This is a genomic window from Burkholderia sp. MSHR3999, assembly GCF_000833595.1.
In the GTDB taxonomy this organism is placed as follows: domain Bacteria; phylum Pseudomonadota; class Gammaproteobacteria; order Burkholderiales; family Burkholderiaceae; genus Burkholderia; species Burkholderia ubonensis.
Genome location: NZ_JRFO01000005.1, coordinates 529219 through 546132 on the forward strand (window position 1 = coordinate 529219; position 16914 = coordinate 546132).

12 protein-coding genes are annotated in these 16914 nt (G+C 66.3%); 5 read left to right on the top strand and 7 right to left on the bottom strand.

Annotated features, from left to right (window positions below):
- Nucleotides 1-8 precede the first annotated feature (8 nt).
- On the bottom strand, nucleotides 9-1643 hold the full coding sequence (locus tag KY49_RS16010; protein ID WP_042585590.1) for a tyrosinase family protein: 1635 nt from the start codon (nucleotides 1641-1643) through the stop codon (nucleotides 9-11).
- 392 nt (nucleotides 1644-2035) lie between these two features.
- Between KY49_RS16010 and KY49_RS16015 the strand changes: the two genes are divergently transcribed.
- Genes KY49_RS16015 through KY49_RS16030 form a run of 4 tightly spaced genes read left to right on the top strand, consistent with a single transcriptional unit; the run spans nucleotide 2036 to nucleotide 4969 of the window.
- Nucleotides 2036-2230 (top strand): hypothetical protein, encoded by a 195-nt coding sequence (locus KY49_RS16015; protein ID WP_038740699.1) that lies wholly within the window; start codon nucleotides 2036-2038, stop codon nucleotides 2228-2230.
- Complete coding sequence (locus KY49_RS16020) at nucleotides 2227-2976, top strand: hypothetical protein (protein WP_231636435.1); 750 nt, start codon at nucleotides 2227-2229, stop codon at nucleotides 2974-2976. The genes KY49_RS16015 and KY49_RS16020 overlap by 4 nt, the downstream gene beginning before the upstream one ends.
- Nucleotides 2973-4088 (top strand): NAD/NADP octopine/nopaline dehydrogenase family protein, encoded by a 1116-nt coding sequence (locus KY49_RS16025; protein WP_042585591.1) that lies wholly within the window; start codon nucleotides 2973-2975, stop codon nucleotides 4086-4088. Before KY49_RS16020 ends, KY49_RS16025 begins: the two co-directional genes overlap by 4 nt.
- The gene (locus tag KY49_RS16030; RefSeq protein WP_042585592.1) at nucleotides 4082-4969 is read left to right on the top strand and encodes a phytanoyl-CoA dioxygenase family protein; all 888 of its coding nucleotides are present in this window, start codon (nucleotides 4082-4084) and stop codon (nucleotides 4967-4969) included. Before KY49_RS16025 ends, KY49_RS16030 begins: the two co-directional genes overlap by 7 nt.
- A 9-nt stretch (nucleotides 4970-4978) precedes the next feature.
- Here the strand turns inward: KY49_RS16030 and KY49_RS16035 are convergent, their stop codons facing one another.
- Together KY49_RS16035 and KY49_RS16040 are read right to left on the bottom strand one after the other, a co-directional pair.
- Entirely contained in the window at nucleotides 4979-6133 is a 1155-nt protein-coding gene (locus KY49_RS16035) for an NAD/NADP-dependent octopine/nopaline dehydrogenase family protein (RefSeq protein WP_042585855.1), read from the bottom strand.
- Nucleotides 6130-6858: a class I SAM-dependent DNA methyltransferase gene (locus tag KY49_RS16040; RefSeq protein ID WP_042585593.1), complete on the bottom strand. Its 729-nt coding sequence runs from the start codon at nucleotides 6856-6858 to the stop codon at nucleotides 6130-6132. Before KY49_RS16040 ends, KY49_RS16035 begins: the two co-directional genes overlap by 4 nt.
- A gap of 467 nt (nucleotides 6859-7325) precedes the next feature.
- Here KY49_RS16040 and KY49_RS38160 point away from each other — a divergent pair, with 467 nt between their 5' ends.
- Nucleotides 7326-11309, top strand: coding sequence for an FAD-dependent oxidoreductase (locus KY49_RS38160; protein ID WP_063840489.1), 3984 nt, complete (start codon nucleotides 7326-7328; stop codon nucleotides 11307-11309).
- A gap of 157 nt (nucleotides 11310-11466) precedes the next feature.
- Here KY49_RS38160 and KY49_RS34560 read toward each other — a convergent pair whose 3' ends face one another.
- The 4 genes from KY49_RS34560 to KY49_RS16065 all read right to left on the bottom strand — a co-directional run bounded on the left by KY49_RS34560 (nucleotide 11467) and on the right by KY49_RS16065 (nucleotide 16749).
- Nucleotides 11467-12552 (bottom strand): fimbrial protein, encoded by a 1086-nt coding sequence (locus KY49_RS34560; protein WP_143134344.1) that lies wholly within the window; start codon nucleotides 12550-12552, stop codon nucleotides 11467-11469.
- Nucleotides 12553-12585: 33 nt separating this feature from the next.
- Entirely contained in the window at nucleotides 12586-15273 is a 2688-nt protein-coding gene (locus KY49_RS16055; RefSeq protein ID WP_231636436.1) for a fimbria/pilus outer membrane usher protein, read from the bottom strand.
- Nucleotides 15274-15360: 87 nt separating this feature from the next.
- Complete coding sequence (locus KY49_RS16060; RefSeq protein ID WP_052495727.1) at nucleotides 15361-16134, bottom strand: fimbrial biogenesis chaperone; 774 nt, start codon at nucleotides 16132-16134, stop codon at nucleotides 15361-15363.
- A gap of 87 nt (nucleotides 16135-16221) precedes the next feature.
- Nucleotides 16222-16749, bottom strand: coding sequence for a fimbrial protein (locus tag KY49_RS16065; RefSeq protein ID WP_042585594.1), 528 nt, complete (start codon nucleotides 16747-16749; stop codon nucleotides 16222-16224).
- Nucleotides 16750-16914 lie beyond the last annotated feature (165 nt).

Sequence of the window (16914 nt, forward strand, 5' to 3'; positions counted from 1 at the left end):
CGGCTCGCTCAATCGGGCTGCCGATAGACGCTCACCCGGCCTACCTCGATCTTCTCCTCGTCGGGCAGCGCGCGACGTGCCAGCAGGGTGACGGTGATGTTCGCGCTCGGCAGCTGGTCCTCACGATACAGCTCGTCCAGCAAGTGCGAGATGTCCAGCACGTAGGTCAGGCCGTCGCCGCCATGCGCGCCGTCGGCCGTGCTGGCGCGCCGCAGGCCGAACAGCGCGATGGCGCCCGCGTGGTGCGCGCGCAGGATCGCCGGCGTGCGGGCGCCGGCGGGCAGGTTCACGTAGACGCCCAGCACGGTCGCGTCCAGCGCGCCGCGCACGTTCTCCAGCTTGAGGTACACACGATCGGGCGGCGCCGCGAGCGACGCTTGCACGAAACTCGTGACCACGCGCTTCTGGACATCGGCGTCCAGTCGCACGCTGACGGGCCCGCTGCCGACCCCCGAGATTTCGACGGCGCCGGTGCTGGCGCCCAGCAGCTCGGCAGGCGCCTGCGTCGCCCGCGGGCTGGGCGCACGGTGCGCGGCCGCTGCCGGCAGGCCGGCGACGCCCAGCCGCTGAAGCCTCAGCAGCAGCGGCGCTGCCGCGGGATGACTGGCCACGGCAAGATCCTCGTACGTGTAGTTCAACGTGGCGAGGTTGGTCACGTCCTTGGGGGCGTACTGCCAGCTTTCGCCGCCCGGCATCGGCATCACGAACGCCTTCGCGGGGCCCTTGAGCCAGTCCGTCTCCTCGGGGTTCAGGTTGCCCGCCGCATTCCACGACGCCCACAGGCGGTCGATGTTGCAGTGATGCAGGTAGAAGATCGGGTCCAGTCCCGCCGTGCCGGGGTCCGCCATCAAGCCGTAATCCGTTTCGCTGATCTCGCCGCCCGTGTACACGTGAACCAGATCGTGCGGGTTGTGCTCCATGTTGCCGTGCGGGCTGCCTTTATGGGAAAACCACGGGTGACCGGGGCCACCGAATCCCGGCAGCGGCGTGGCCTGATCCGACCCGGTGAAGAGGTCGTTGGTCATGCAAGCTTGCGTCACGTCGCCATCGGACGGGTTGGGATCCTGTTCGTTCGCCTCCCGCGTGTCCGTCGGAATGTAGATGTCGCCGTCTCCATTCGGCCCGTACCGCATCGCCACATACAGCGGATTGGCCGTGACGCCGTCGGGCAGGGTCTGCTGGGCGAAAGCCGGCGGCATCTGCGCGTCGGCGCCCTGTGCGCCGCCGAAGTAGTTCCAGTAAGGCAGCGCCCAGGTTGCCGGGCCGCCGAGACTCACGATGTCGGCGCGCAGCTGCGCCTCGAGCGCCATCAGATACCCGCGGTGCCACGGCAGGAAGTACCAACTGCCATGCTGGCACTGATTCCAGTACCGTTCCTGCGTCGCGTGGTTCGGCAGCGGCGTGGTCGGCACGCTCGGCGGGCTCTGGATCTCGCTCCACTTCGGAAAGGTGTCCGGCGGAATCTTCTTGGTCGTGGCGGCCGTGAGGTACTCGCCGTGAATGGCTGCGAAGAACCACCAGCTGGCCGGATCGTTCAGCGATCGCGCCATCATCTTCCCGACGCCCCGCGCGTACCAGAGAAGATCCTGATTGTTGAAATCGCCGCCCGCATTCCAGGCGTCATTGCGGATATAGTTGGCCATTTAATGGTCTCCTTAATAACTTGTATTCAAGCCGAATCCGCCTGCTCTCTCTTTATCGACGGAATTTGCGTCTGTCGCGCATGAACGGCCCCGATGCGCGGAGAACGCCTTATAGGTGAAATCCCTTGCGGACGGATTTTGAAGTCTAGGACAGGCGTCGCCAGTTGTTATTCATACAAATGCGCATTGAAATTCGCATTGCATTTGCTATGAAATTTCCATTGGCGTCATCTCTCATGAAACTTGCCTGACCTGCGATCGCACGAATGAAACGTTCGCTTAATCGCATGACGTCCGAAATCCCACCGGATGTCGCTCCTTGACTTCGCCCACCCCATTGCCTAGAAAGATTAGGGCATGACTTTCTTCATAATTTTTACAAGGAGATCAGCATGGCTTACGTCATCATTGCCGCTCAGGATATTCGTGATATTCGCGAGCGTCTCGGCGCGAATAAATTGACCGACGACGACGTCAAATTCGTCGATCTGCTGTTGCAGCGTGCGCATCGCACCGCCGAGATCCATGCGGCGGCGGACCGGCTGACCGTCGACCGTCTGCCGATCGGCTTCGATCTCGTCAAATGACCGTCACGCGCAACGCGTACGAAGCGAATCCGCCGGCCGCGACGCCGTCGCCGGCGGCGTTTCGCGAAGCGATCGAGGCGGCGCTGCTCGAGGAGGCGCAACGCTATCGCGCCGAAGTGCCGCGCGCCGGGCAACTGGCGGACGCCGCGCTGCCGTTCGACACCGATTACTACATCGCGCACCGCATCGAGACGGTGCATCGCATCCGCCTGACGGCGCGCACCGATGCGCTCGCGTTGCAGAAAATGCTCGACGAGGATTACGACACCGCGTGCCGCTGGGGCGACTACATCGTCGAGGAAATGAAGCACGACCGGATGTTCCTGGCCGATCTTGCGACGCACGGCTACCGCAAGTCGATCATCGACGAGCGTCCGCCGTTGAAATCGACGCGCGCGCTGCTCGACTATCTCGACGCGCAAATCCACCGCGTCGGCTCGGTGGCCGCCGTCAGCTATTCGATTTTCGTCGAGTGGAATTCGGCGCGCTTCTCCCGCGCGGCGATCGAACGGGCCGCCGCGGTGTTCGGCGAGCGTCACGTGCGCGGCGCGAACGCGCACCTGCGCATCGACGAACAGGACGACCACTACGCGGAGATGGTGGAGATCGCCTATCGGCTGACCGCCGAACGCGGCGGCGCGCCCGTCGTCATCGCGTTGCTGCGCGAGATCGCCAGCCTGCTCCGCGCCACCTTCGTCGAGCTGCACGCGCTCACGGCCCCCGCGCCCGCCGCCGCTGCGTCATGAAGGTCGCCGTCTGCGGCGGGGGCAGCATCGCGCTCACCGCGGCGGCGGTGCTCGCGGCCCGGCCCGGCTTCGAGGTCTCGGTGCTCACGCGCGCGCCGTCGGGCTGGTCGGGCATCGCGACGATTCATTTCGGCGAGCGCCTTCGCCTGGCCGGCCCCGTCGAGGCGACGGACGACCCGGCGCGCGCGATCGGCTCGAGCGACTGGGTGCTGCTCGCGGTGCCCGCGTTCGCGCACGCCGCGCTGCTCGAACGCATCCGGCCGTTTCTCGCGCCGCATGCGTGGGTCGGGTGCATCGGCTGCGCAGCCGGTTTCGACTGGCGCGTCGCGCGGATACTCGGCAACGGCGTGCGACATTTCGGCCTGCAACGCACCCCGTGGGTCGCACGCACCGTCGTGCGCGGCCAGGTGGTTCACGTCACGGCCGCCAGGGGCCGCGTCGGCATCGCGGGCCATCCGTCGCGCGAACTGGCGGCGCTCGCGCCGCGTCTGTCCGACGCATTCGGGCTCGAGCTTCACCCGCTGAACGGCTACCTGTCCGTCACGCTCGGGTTCGACAACCCGACGCTGCATCCGCCGCGTCTCTTCGCGCTCTACGGCAGCGGCAGTCCGGTCCCGCCCTCCGTGCGCTTTTACGGCGACTGGGACGACGCGGCCAGCGCGCACCTGCTGCGCGTCGACGACGAGCTGGCGCGAATCCGACGCGCGTTGAACGTGCCCGACGAAGTCGGTGCGCGCGCCCATTTCGGCGTGGATGCGCCGGGCGCGCTGACGCCGCTCGTCCGCGCGATGACGCCGTTGCGCGACATCACCGTGCCGTCGCGCGCCGACGGTTCGCCCGATACGGATGCGCGTTTCTTTCAGGAAGACTTCGCGCACGGGCTGGCGATCCATCGGGAGATCGGCCGGGTCGCCGGCGTGGAAACGCCGGCGCTTTGCGCGCTGCTCGAATGGGCCGAAACGCTGATCGGAAAGCCACGCGACGCGCGCGCGATGCCCCCTTCGCCGTGGCACGACGCGCAATCCCTGGGGCTCCTCGACGCGGCAGCCATCGAATCCTTCTCGCACCGTGCCGGCGCCGGCGCCGCAATCCTGGAAGGCTCGCCATGCTGACCTTTCCGGCCGCAGCAGCGCTCCCGCCCGACCAGGCCGCCTGCCTGCCGACCGAGGCCGACTGCGCGGCCTACGCGCAGCGGGGCTGGCACGTGAGCGACGCGATCGTTCCTGCCGGCCTGCTCGACGCGGCCGCCGAGGACATCGCGCGCTACCGGCGCGGCGAGCGCGACGCGTCGATTCCCGCGCAGGCGACGCAGCGCGACTGGGTCGAGGGGGCCGCGCAAGTCATCCGGATCAACGGCTACCTGTCGCTGCAGATGCGTGCGGTGCGCGACCTGGTCGCCTATCCGGCCATCGCCGCGATCGCCGGGCGACTCGCGCGCACGCGCGAGATCCGCCTGTTCCATGACCGCCTGATCGTGAAGCCCGGCGGGCTCCCGGCGGCGTCGACCGAAACCGGCTGGCATACGGACGTGGCCTACTGGGGCAACTCGAGTTCGACGGAATTGCTGACCGCGTGGATTCCACTCGCGGATTGCAGCGTGAACGACGGGACGCTCGCCGTCGTCGAGGGCAGTCATCGTTGGCCGACGATCTCGCTGGAGCGGCGCTTTCTGACGCCCGACTTCGACGGACAGGTGCCGCGCACGATGGTGCCGGATGCGGTCGAGCCGGTCGTGCGCGTGTTGCCCGTCATGCGCGGCCAGGTCGTGTTCCACCACAGCCGCGTGCTGCACCGGAGCGTGCCGAATCTCGGGGAGGCCCCGCGGATCGCGCTCGCCGTCCATCTGCAGGACGAAGCGAATCGCCATCAACCGTGGATTCAGCCGAACGGTCGCCGGGCGATGCATTCGAACGAATTGCTGTGCAGGACGACACCGGGCGGCGCGCCGGATTTCGCGGACCCTCGCGTCTTTCCCGTGTTGTGGCGCGAGTAGGCGGCCGCGTCACCTGAGCATGTCGACGAGCTCCGCCGCACTTGCCACGCCGAAACGCTGCGGCACCGGCAAGCCGAACGTGTCCGGGCCCAGCGCGTGGTGGTCGTCGAGCCACGTCTTGCCCATCCAGCGCTGCGCCCAGCGAATGACCTCGTCCAGCGCCGGCGTCGCGACGCCCGCGATATCGGCGAGTGCGCGTTGCACGACGATGCCGTACGGCACGTCCTCGGCGAAATAGTAGCTGTGCAGGTCGGGCGTCCAGCCCCCGTCGACGGCCCGCATCGGCACGGGCCGGTCGCGCAGTGCCGCGATGCGCCGGATGATCCGCGTCATCTCCCGCGCGTCGCGCGCGCCGTAGTGTTCGAGCAAGGTCCGGCGGCCCGACAGATCGGCCGGACACGCGTGGCCGATCGATTGCAGATCGCCCTCGCAGGCGAGATAGCGCGCCGATGCCGGGTCGTCCCAGTCTTCGTAAAACTGCGGGCGCGTCGCCCACACGCCGTCCGGATTGGCGTCGCGCCAGAGCGCGTAAAGGCGCGCCGGATGGAAGATCGGATTGGAGTTGCTCAGGCAGACCGCCAGATAATGCGCGAGCGGCGTCGTCGGGATGTTGAGCAGCGCTTGCAGCCATCGCGCGGCGGACGGTGCGTAGCGGCTCGGCACGGTCGCGACGAACAGTTCGGGACGGATGCCCGACACCCACACGACCTCGCCGTACGAGACGACTTTCCGGACATACGGCACGCGCTGCAGGCCGAGAAAACGCTGCTCGGGGCCGAGCGCAGCGCGCACGGCCCATGGCAACCCGCCATAGCCCGGAAAGCCCGCGAGCCAGGTGCGCGGGCCCAGGTGCGGCGCGATCCGGCGCAGCACGGCTTCACGCGCGGCGTGCGGGATCGCCAGGATCACGAGGTCGGCGCCCGCGATCACGTCGCACGGGGCGTCCGACACGGCGTGCACGGTGCCGTGCAACTCGGCCTTGTCGAGATAGATCAGCCGGATGCGCCGCGACCAGCGCGCGGGCTGCCGCGTGAGCAATCGCACCTCATTCGACGCGCGCGCGCCCAGCACCGCGACCAGCGCATGCGCGAGGCTGCCGCCGCCGCACACGCAGATCCGGAGCGGCGCTCCGGGCGCCCGGTCGGGATAAAGTTCCGCGCTCATGGCCGCCCAGCCCGGCGGGCGAGCCACAGCGGCTGGCCAAAGCCGGCGACGTCGACGCGCCGGCAGGAAAAGCCGTTCGCCGAAAGCGCCGTCTCGATCTCGTGATCGTCGAAAAGATGCAGCACGTGACGATCGACGTGATGGCTGACACCGGCCGCGGCCGTCGCGACCAGCCAGTGGAAATCGAGTATCGCGTCGCGGTTGTCGCGCCTGAGCACGGCCTGCCGGCAGAGCTTGAGCGCGTTGTCGTCGTGCACGTCCATCCAGAGCGCGCCCTCGCGCGCCTGGGCCGGCGTCAGCCAGGGGCGCAGCACGAGCACTCCGTCCGGCCGCAACGCGCGCGCGAACGCCGCGACGGCTTGGGCGAGCTCGTCGCGGGAACGCAGATAGGCAATGGCCGAACAGAGGCAGAGGATCGCGTCGACGCGCTCCGGCCAGTCGAAGCCCCGGAGATCGGCCAACCGCAGCGGCGCGTCGGGAAGCTTGTCGCGCGCGACGCGCAGCATCGCGTCGCTGCGGTCGAACCCGCTCACCGCGTAATGCCGGCGCAGCGCAACCAGGTAATTGCCCGTGCCGCAGGCCGCTTCGAGCAGGTGCGCGCCGTCATGCACGCCCTGCGCGCGCAGCAGCGCATGCAGCGCGTCGGCATGGCCGGCGTAATCGAAGCCGGCGTGCACCAGGTCGTAATAGCGCGCGAAATCGCCGTACAGGAGAGGTTCCGTCATTGCGCCTCGATGTCGATCGAATTCGAATGTGCTCCGCGGTAATCGACAAGTATAGGCAGCGCCGTTCCAAAAATGACTGGCAAAAATATCAGGTGGAATATTAAATACCCGACCACTAATATCAGATTGGAAATCCATCGAAATACGGATTCGACATCCTCGGATCGGCAAATGTGACGAGTGGATGGCGGCGTCAATCGCGCCGGGCTTCCGAGCGGCAAAAAAGACAATATTTCAAAAGCAGGGTTGTGCGGCTTCGGCCGACGATCGCATAGCCGGCTGTCGCGTTTTAGCGGTTTTAAATTCAATATTTATTTAAAAAAGGCTCGCCCCGCCACCGGGTCGAACAGCCCTTCAAGGAGACCATTCGAATGGACAGCCTTGTCCGATGTCGATTCGGCGACTGATGTACCCCGCCCGATGACGTAGCCGTCCCCGCTGTCACCCCCCCCATCAAGAGGATCGTCATGAGCTTCCTTCATTTCAATGCCACGACTGTCACGCCGGTGCGCCACGCGCGTCAGCGGCGCCCGCTCGGCGCCGCGTTCTCGAACTGGATATTGGCCAACCATGGGGCCACCTACCGCGCCCGGATCGACCTGCAGCGCGCGAAGGCCGCCGAAGTCCGCGCGACGCGCGGCGCCGCCGCGTACAAGCTGTCCGCGAAGGCCGACGCGCCCCAGGTCGGGATTGTCGGCGGCGGTTTCGCGGGCATGTTCGCGGGGCTGATCCTGCAGTCGCTCGGCATCGAGTTCGAGCTGTTCGAAGCGTCGGACCGCGTGGGCGGACGCATTCATACGTGGTACTCGAGCGACTACGATCCGAACGACGTGCAGCGCGCCGGCCTGTACGGCGAGGTGGGAGGAATGCGCGTGCCGCAGTTTTCCGCGGACATGCTGCCGGTGCAGCAGCTCGCGCTGGCGGTGAACGCGGTGCTGGCCCGCAACGGCCTGGCCGACCAGGCCGTGTACTGGCGGAAGTTCTATTACGATTCGCCGCAGCAGCGGCTGCGCTACAACAACATGGCGACGGCCACGACGCTCGCGCAGTCGTCCTTGGAGAGCTTCAACTTCGGCGTGGCGGACGGCGGCGACGTGCCGCTGGTGTGGGTCACGCCGAAGCCCCTCGGCAGCGACCCATCGCAGCAGTACCTGCCGATCAACATGGTGCTGGATCAGGTGAACGCGCCGTTCCTGAAGGCCATCAACCGGTCGTTCGCCGAGGGCTTCGACCTGCTGATGCAGTACGACCAGTATTCGATGTGGGACTACCTGACGACGCAGTTCCGCCTCGGCGATCTCGGCGAGTACTACGATCCGGCGATGGGCGCGAAGAGCGACCTGCTGCCGTGGTCCGTGGCCAACTTCCTCGAGACCACCAACGTGGGCAGCGGGATGTACTCCGTGTCGTTCGTGGAGATGGTGATCGCCGTGTACGACTGGGGCGGCAGCAAGGATCCGTACCGGCCGGACGACGACGCGATCTACATGCTGACCGTGGACCAGGGGATGCAGCGCTTCCCGGACGCGTGCCGGACGGTGCTCGATCTGCAGGACGCCGTCACGGAGCAGGATGGCGTCACCGCGCAGATTCAGGTCGGCATGCTGCCGCAACCGGGCGGCCCCTACAGCTACGATCCGCCCAACCTCACGCCCGACGCCAGGCCGCCGCAAGCCACCGCCGCCTATCCGGAACCCGCGTCTCGCGGTGAAACGTCGCGGGCCGCCCACAAGCCGCGCGTGCACCTCCGGCACGAAGTGACGGCGCTGCGCCACGACCCGAGCCTGAACGACGGCCAGGGCGGCATGCGGGTCACGGTGCGCAGCACGCACGACGGCCGCGAACATGAGCGGACCTATCCGTACGTCGTCACCACCCTGCCCACCGGCGCGTACCTGAACGGCCGGAAGCACGTGAACCTGCTGGAAGGGATTTCCTTCGACAAGGCGCAGGCCATCCGCGAATGCAACTACATGGCGTCGTTCAAGGCCTTCCTGACCTTCAAGCGCCAGTTCTGGACCGAAACGGGCGAGCGCCAGGCGCAGACCGGCGGCTACGGCGCGGCGGCGACCGACCGCCCCAACCGGCAGATCATCTACCCGTCGTACGGCTATGCGGCGGACAAGGGTGTGCTGCAGGTGTATTGCTGGGCGCTGGACGCGCGCAAGCTGGGCGCGCTCGACGACCGCGAACGCATCGCGGAATGCCTGAAGGGCATTCAATACCTGTATCCCGAAGTGGATGTCTACGAGTGCTTCGCGGGCTACGAGGACGGCGTGACGACCAAGACCTGGTTCTGGGACGAGCATGCGGGCGGCGGCGCGTTCGCGCTGTTCAAGCCGGGGCAGTTCAAGAAGCTCTACCCCACGCTTCTGACGCCCGAGTTCGACGGCTGCCTGAACTTTGCCGGCGAGTGCTGCTCGGTGCATCACGGCTGGATCGTCGGGGCGCTGGATTCGGCCTACAACGCGGTGCTGAACATCCTCGAGCATGCCGGGGAAACCGACAAGATCACGGCGATGCAGAACACCTGGGGCACGTTCCTCGCGCCTGACATCGAAGGCGACCCGGCGACGGCCAACCGGATGTCGTACGCCTACGCGTACAACCTGGCGGATCGCGATGCGTCATCGAAGCCGCCGGGCGGCGGCGACAGCATCTACGGCGATCAGCACTACGTGTTCGATGGTCAGGTGCCCGCGTTCGTCGCGGACTACGACACGGTGCCGCAATCGATGAAGGCCACCAACCGCGACAAGCAGGTGCTGGCGATGCTGAACGCGGCGTGGGACGACAACGTCGCGTGGCGCGCCAAGCTGCCGCCCAAGCCGGTGGATATGGAGAACGCGGTGAAGATGCTGGAGGACATCTACTACGGCAACAACTTCCAGACGATCCCCGCGCCGAAGTTCTGGCTGAAGAGCGACGACGAGTTCGCGCGGCAGCAGTTGGCGGGCTTCATGCCGACCTTGCTTGAGAAGGTGTCGACGGCAGATTTCGACCGGCTGATCTCGGACGCCGGCATCGTCGACGCCGCCCGTCTCGGCCGGCCGGGCGCGGTGCAGTACGTGGCCAATTACCGGCGCTATCTGGAGGCCTGCACGGTGACGCCGGTCGGCTATTACCTCGCCAAGCCGCTCGTGTTCTTCACCGTGAACCACCATCACGAGCTGATGCCGGTCGGCATCCAGCTCGAACCGGGCGGCGAGCTGTTCACGCCGGACATGGCCAATGCCGAGAATGCGTGGCTGCTGGCCAAGATGCAGACCAACTGCGCGGGCCAGACGCTGCACGACGTGGGCTTCCATCAGCTGCTGACGCACCAGATCTGCGCGATGGTGTCGATCGCGCTGTTCTCGGAGGAGGTCTTCAACCCGAACACCCTGCCCCATTCCGCGGAGCCGTTCCAGCAGCACCCCGTGTTCAAGCTGCTGCGGCCGCACGTCGTGAAGACCGTGGAATTCCAGCAGACCATCTACAACCGGGACTACGACCCCTATGCCGAATCCTTCCCGGCGACCCGCGAGGCCAACGGCGCGCCCGGCGTGTACAACATCGGCTTCGTCTACGACCTGATCTTCTCGTGCGGGCGGATCGGCAACTATCAGCTGCAGGACAAGATGTACTACGACAACGATCGCTTCCGCTTCCTGGCGCAGGCGATTCCGGCCGATGCGAAGCGCCGCGGCGTCGAGCAAACGCCGTTCTCCTACGCGTACGTGCACGATGCGAGCCTCTGGTATGACGCCATCTTCCGGTTCGTCGGCAAGTTCATCGCGGTTCAGTATCCCGGCGGCGACCCGGCGATCGCGGCCGACATCCAGCTTCAGCGCTTCTTCGACAAGCTGATTCCGGCGTTCAACCATGTCGACAACGCGACGTTCGCCCATCGCTTCCCGGCCGAGGTCAAGACGGTCGCGGCGCTGCGCGACGTGCTCACGATGTTCATCTGGCAGTTCTCGGTGCAGCACACGGTGGTCAACGACGGCGCGTACAACCATGCGGCGTTCGTGCCCAACGCGTCGACGCTGATGTATCCGCTGCCGGCAGGCAAGCCGTCGTCGCAATGGAAACCGGCCGACGTGCTCGCCTGCCTGCCGTCGCAAACGGCCACCTATCCGACGCTCGGCAACATGAACTTCATGGACGTGCAGATCAACGCGTCGGTGACGGGCCAGGGCCCCTACCCCGAAACGGTGACGGGCCGCGGCGTGCTGGAGCCGTCGATCGACTTCCTGCAGGACACCTACGGCTTCGTCAACCCGAAGCTGCGGGATGTCGTGTTCGAGTACTACCAGGACGTCGTGAAGATCGGCGCGGCGATCGGCGCGCGGCAGGCCAGGGATACGGCGAACTACCTGAACGCGCATCCCGGCGCCACCGCGATTCCCGAAACGGTGCTGTTCGATCTCATCACGCCGGTCAACGTGATGAATACGATCCAGACGTGATTGGCGCGGGCTTCCGATCCGGCGCCGGGCGCCTCGATGGCGCCCGGCGCCGTTTCCGAACGGGCCTGCGTCGACGACGTTCGAGCGCGCATAGGCCTCCTCTTGATCGGGCGCCGGCCTGCACGCTGCTGGTGTACGTCGACAACGCGAAGGAATACTACATATAGCTGATGGTATAAGTCGCTGTGGCGTTGGCAGGACCGGGAGTGATGGTGTCGGCGGTTTGGTAATAGCGCGCGGAAAACGGCAACTGGATGCGCCCATCCGATTGCCATCGCGAGGTGACGTCCCAGGCCGAGCCGAACTGCACGGCCGTCTGCGCACCGGCATCGCCTTTCAGGACCTGCACGCCGACGCCGGTCGCCGCGCCCGCCGCCGCCGACAGCGCCAGCACGCCGGCGCTTTCACGGCCCGCGACGGTCTGGCCGTCCAGCGTCAGCGCGACGGAGAACGCGCCGGTATTGCCCTGCTTGCAGTCGAGCTCCAGCATGAAATCCCGCGACGGCGACGTCGAACCGATGCCGGAACCGAGACCCGAGCGGCCATTGGCCGCGAATGTGCCGAGATTGACGACAGGATTGGCGTCCCCGACGACCGAACACGTGCTCTTGGTAAACACCACGACGTCCTGCAGCCCACGGATGAAATACATCGCGTTACCGCCCTGAGACAGCAAATTCTTGGTGGGGTCCGCCACACTGAGCACGTGCACGTAGTTGCTCGGCAGCTTGGCGTCGGCACTCGTCGGCGTCGGCCCGATCTTGACGAGCTCGATGTCCACCGTAAACGGCACGGTAACGTTCTTGACCGCCGAGTCGACCAGCACGTCGGTCTTCCAGTTGGCCGCGGCATTGCCGCGATCGCCGTTGTAGGTCACATAGATCGCGAGGCCGTTGCCGATCCTGTTGCTGGTGGTCAGGTCGGGGCGCCGCACATACGCATACTCGCTCGTCAGCGGATACGTGACGTTCAGCATGCATTGCGCGCTACGACTCACGCCATGAGCGCTCATCAGCACCGTGCCGATCGGCGCGTCCTCCGGCACCAGGATTTTCTGGGTCAAATCGAGCAGCACGACGCTTTCGCCGCTGCCCACCGTGCAGTTCAACGTCGCGTGCGCCGTGCCGGCGCAGAGCAGGCTCAGCGCCAGACCCGGCAGAAGGCGCCGCATCGCTGAGCGCCCGAGCTTCAGTGTGTGTTCCTTGATCACAATCGTCCTTTCATCTTCATGGGAAATCGCCACGCGCGTGGCGGTCTCTGTCGCGGTCGCGCACGTTCAACCGGAATGCGGCGTCGCCATGCGGGCGCGCACCGACGCAGCCTGGTCCGTTTCCGTCGCGAACGGCTGGCACACCGCGTCGAAACGCTGCAGATGTTTCAGAGGACCGGTCTTGCCGTCGGCCGCCGCGTCAGGCGCCGGCTCGGGCAACACGAGCTGGCAGCCGTTGCGGTCGCGCTCGCCCCATTTGACGACGACCTTGTCGACTCCGTCGGCAAGGCGTGCGTACAAACGCCCGTTCTGACCAACGGTGCCGACCGCATTGCCGTTCATATCGACCACGGACGCGCCGAACGGCAGCACGTTTCCGTCAGGCAACGTGCCACGAATCAGAACCGGCCGTCCGACCACGGTGCCGTAGCGCACCTTGACGATCGCGCCATTGCGGGGCGCAACCTGCTGCCGCGTCGTGAGCAGTTCGACGTCGTCGGGCAGCCCGTTGGGATCGATGGACACTTCGTTGAGCCGGTACGGGTTCAGGTACGGCACCACCGCATGGCCGTTTCGATCGAGCACGATGGCCGAATACCCGAGCACGCGTGCACCGGCCGCGGCGGGCGCTTCCACGATCGCGACCGACTGCGCGTTGTACGGCGAAGCCGTGACGCCGCCACCGTCGGCCACGAGCATGCCGCTCGCGCCCGCGGACATCGCGCGGTAGCGATCGGCCACGTCGAAGCTGCCCTGCAGCGCGCTGTAGTGCGAGCGGTACAGCACCGATCCGTTGGCGCCGACGTCGCGGTTCGCATTGCGCGTCACGCCGACGCTGTAGTCGAGCGAGTTGTCTTTCAGCGCCGTGCCGTTGACGGTGGAACGCACGCTGGTGCCATCCGGCCCGTTGGTCACGGCCGTGTTGAGTGTCGGCGCGTGCGACTTCCCGCCCAGCGGCACCGACAGCGACAGCATGTAGAGGTTTTCCATCCGCCCGAGCGACGTACGGCTGCGGCTGATCGAGGCCGTATAGCCCAGCGAACGGAAATTGTTGCTGTAGCCGACCTGGAACTGCGTGTCGCTGCCGGAGCGATCCCAGAAGTTCTGGCTGTAGCCGCTGACGTAGAGATTGCCGCCGCGCGAGCCGAAACCCTGACTTGCCGTGACCGACAGCCGGTTGCGCGGCCGGCTCGTCGTCCACGACGTGTTGTCCAGCGTGCCGCGCCGCGCCTGATCGCTGTATTGCAGCGCATTCTGCAGGTCCATGTAGCCCGACGACGAGAAACGGTACGCCGCGACCGACAGGTTGCTGTTGGTGGCCGTGATCAGCTTGCTGTACGTCGCGCGCACGCTGGTGCCGTTGCGCCTGAAGCCCGCCGACGATACCCATGACTTGGTCACGTCGAGCGCCACGGCGCCCAACGGGGTGCTGAACGCGCCGCCCGCGAGCACGGCCCCGTAGTCGTTCATGATCTGCGCGCCCGCATACGCGGTGAAGCTGTTGGTCAGGCCTCGCTGCACGGTTGCCTGGATCACCTTCGGCAGATAGCTCAACCCGCTGTATCGCACCGCACCGGCGACCACGCTGTAGCGCGTCCTGCCGGGGCGCAGCAGTTGCGCGACCGATGCGTAGGGCACCTTGAACTCCTGGACGCGGCCGTCCGCCTCCGTCACCGTGACGTTGAGATCGCCGCCGTAGCCGGTCGGGTACAGGTCGTCGATCACGAACTCGCCCGGCGCAACCGACGTCTCGTACAGCACCGCGTCGCCCTGGCGCACGGTCACGCGCGCGTTGGTTTGCGCGATGCCGCGGACGACCGGCGCGTAACCGCGCATCGACTCCGGCCACATCTGGTCATCGGTGGCAAGCTGCACGCCGCGGAACGCAAAGGTGTCGAAGAGGTCGCCGCTCGTATTGGATTCGCCCAATGTCACACGCGCCTTCAGCGGCGTGATGTCACGCTGCACGTAAGTCCGGATCGAGTTGTAGCGTGATGGTTCGCGTTCGCGCCATTGATAGGAGCCGCTATGGCGAAACATCCAGCCGCCGACGTTGAAGCCGGCATTCAGGCCGACGTAAGCCGACTGTTGCGTCAGATTCCCGGATTCGCTGCGGTAGAACGTCGCGTTGTAGCCCAGCATGCCCGCCGTGACGCCCGAATCCCACAGCGCCGGATCGACGTAGCCGCGCGCATGGCGGCGCATCAAGGCCTGCGGCAGGCTGACGTCGAGCCGCAGCTCCGCGGTATCAAGGCTTGCATGCGCATCGCCCGACAGTTCCTCGATGGCGACGCAGCCGGCCGGATCTGCCAGCCGCGCGAGCGTGTCGGCTGGCACCTGTGCAGCATCGATGGCCAGGCGATCGAACAACGTGCGCGACACGCAGATGCGCGCCGCGCCGTGGGCGCCCTCCCCTGGTTTGACGGTGATGGTTTCCCGGCCGATGAAGCGATCCGCCACGTAGACATCCGCGCGGTACTCGCCGGCCAGCAACGGATTGCCGTTGGCGAACCGGGACAAATCGACGATCTCGCCCGAACCGGAGCGCAGGAAGTTCTCGTCGAAACTCGCGCTGGCCAGCGTCATGCCCGGCTGGAGGCGCGGCGCGGAAGCGGATGCGCCGTCGCTCGTGGCCGATGCGTACTGCGCCATGGTCATGCCGGCCAGCAGCACCGCCGCGGGAAGGGGTTTGAGGGCCGGCAGACACGCGCGCGCGCGCGCCGCCCTCGGGCGGGCCGATTGATTGAATTCCATGATCACTGAAGATTGAAGTGCGTCTCGCCGGGCGCCGCCGCCGGCAGTGCGACAGGTCGCGGCGCGGGCAAAAAAACCGAGGGAGCGTCAGGGGGTGCCGAGGGCGCTTTCGCCGCGCGCAATGCCGCCGTAGTCGGTGATATAGCCAAAGGCCACGCGCGCCTTGTCGAGCTGTGCCGGAAGGGGCGAAGCGAAACCGAACAGATGTGTCTCGCCCGGCGCGATCATCGCCCCCTCGCCGGCGGCGACAGCTTTGCCTTCAGGGCCGATCTCGACCGTCGCGATGTTGACGTAGTAAGCGCTGGGATTGCTCGCCAGGACGCCCTTGACGCGCCCGTTTCCGTCGCGCTGCACCTGCCATCGCACTTGCTGCGGAGCGGCCATCGCGCCCTCGTCCGTCAGCGCCGCGGGGCGCAGGAATATCTTGACGCGCGTGCGGATCGCGAGCTGCATCAGGTTCTCGCCTTCCGCGGCCTTCGGCTTGGGCGGAATATCGAGCACGTTCAGCCAGTACAGCGATTCCTTGTCCTCGGGCACGTTGTCGCCGAGAAAGGAGAGCCGCAACGTCTGTCCCTTGCCGGGCTCGACACGGGAAATCGGCGGCGTGACGACGAACGGTGCGTCGGCCTTGTCGGGCGTCGCCGTCGTGTCGCCGCGATCGACCCATGCCTGAACCAGTGAGGGCTGCTTGCCCTGATTGTTCATGCGCACCGATACTTCGCGCTGTCCCGCGGGATAGATCACGCGTGTGCCGAACAGAACCATATTGGCCGCCGCATGGGTGCTGACGACAAGGGCAACGGAGAGGATCAGGAGATGCAGCGGCGAACGGCCGCGCTTCGACGTTCGGAATGAGAGCATAGTGGATTCCAGCCTACGAAGGAGGGCTGGACAGCCCTCCTTGTCGCAAAACGGCTCCGTCAGACGACGGAGCCTTGCCGACAGCGCTTACAGATAGTCGATCGAGTAGGTCACCGAGGTCTGAACGTCACCTGCGGTGGCTTGGCCGGTCGCGTAGTACTGCGCGCCGTAGACCAGCGTTGCCGCGCCGTCGGTCAGTGCCGATGCGGCGTTGCTGCGCTGCGACTCGTTGCCGGCTTGCAGCACGACGCCGTCCGAGTTCAGCAGCTGAACCTGCACGTTCCCGGCGGCACCGTTGTTGCGCAGGTTGCCGCTCGCGGCATCGACGTTCGGGCCCGCTTCGAAGAACGAGCGAACTTGCGTGGCCTTGCCGGCACAATCGCTCAGCGCGATCGTGAAGTTGGTCGCGCCTGCCGTGTTGCCCTTCGTGCTCAGCGTGCTCGCGGCCACCGTCGGAAGCTGGACCGTCGCGTCCTGATTGCCGCCGTTCACGCTGATCGTGCAGGTCTGCGCTTCGATCGCGCCGTTGAACGTGATGGTGCCGTCCGATGCGTGCGCGGCCATGGGCAGTGCGAGCGCGGCGGAAATCATTGCGAAGGCGATTTTCTGGTTCATTGGATTTACGTTTTCCAGTTGGTTTAACAGGGTGTTACTGTCGTCGCGCGGTGTGATCGCACCGCGCGACAACGATGCATTCTGTTTCATTATTTGGATTCCTTAAATCACAGAACATCCAAATTTGAAACGGTGATTCAAACGATGGCGACCCCAGCGCCATGT

Coding starts and splice junctions, on each gene's coding strand:
- KY49_RS16065 (WP_042585594.1), bottom strand. CDS start 16,749: ATGAACCAGAAAATCGCCTTCGCAATGATTTCCGCCGCGCTCGCACTG.
- KY49_RS16010 (WP_042585590.1), bottom strand. CDS start 1,643: ATGGCCAACTATATCCGCAATGACGCCTGGAATGCGGGCGGCGATTTC.
- KY49_RS16015 (WP_038740699.1), top strand. CDS start 2,036: ATGGCTTACGTCATCATTGCCGCTCAGGATATTCGTGATATTCGCGAG.
- KY49_RS16020 (WP_231636435.1), top strand. CDS start 2,227: ATGACCGTCACGCGCAACGCGTACGAAGCGAATCCGCCGGCCGCGACG.
- KY49_RS38160 (WP_063840489.1), top strand. CDS start 7,326: ATGAGCTTCCTTCATTTCAATGCCACGACTGTCACGCCGGTGCGCCAC.
- KY49_RS16055 (WP_231636436.1), bottom strand. CDS start 15,273: ATGGAATTCAATCAATCGGCCCGCCCGAGGGCGGCGCGCGCGCGCGCG.
- KY49_RS16030 (WP_042585592.1), top strand. CDS start 4,082: ATGCTGACCTTTCCGGCCGCAGCAGCGCTCCCGCCCGACCAGGCCGCC.
- KY49_RS16040 (WP_042585593.1), bottom strand. CDS start 6,858: ATGACGGAACCTCTCCTGTACGGCGATTTCGCGCGCTATTACGACCTG.
- KY49_RS16025 (WP_042585591.1), top strand. CDS start 2,973: ATGAAGGTCGCCGTCTGCGGCGGGGGCAGCATCGCGCTCACCGCGGCG.
- KY49_RS16035 (WP_042585855.1), bottom strand. CDS start 6,133: ATGAGCGCGGAACTTTATCCCGACCGGGCGCCCGGAGCGCCGCTCCGG.
- KY49_RS16060 (WP_052495727.1), bottom strand. CDS start 16,134: ATGCTCTCATTCCGAACGTCGAAGCGCGGCCGTTCGCCGCTGCATCTC.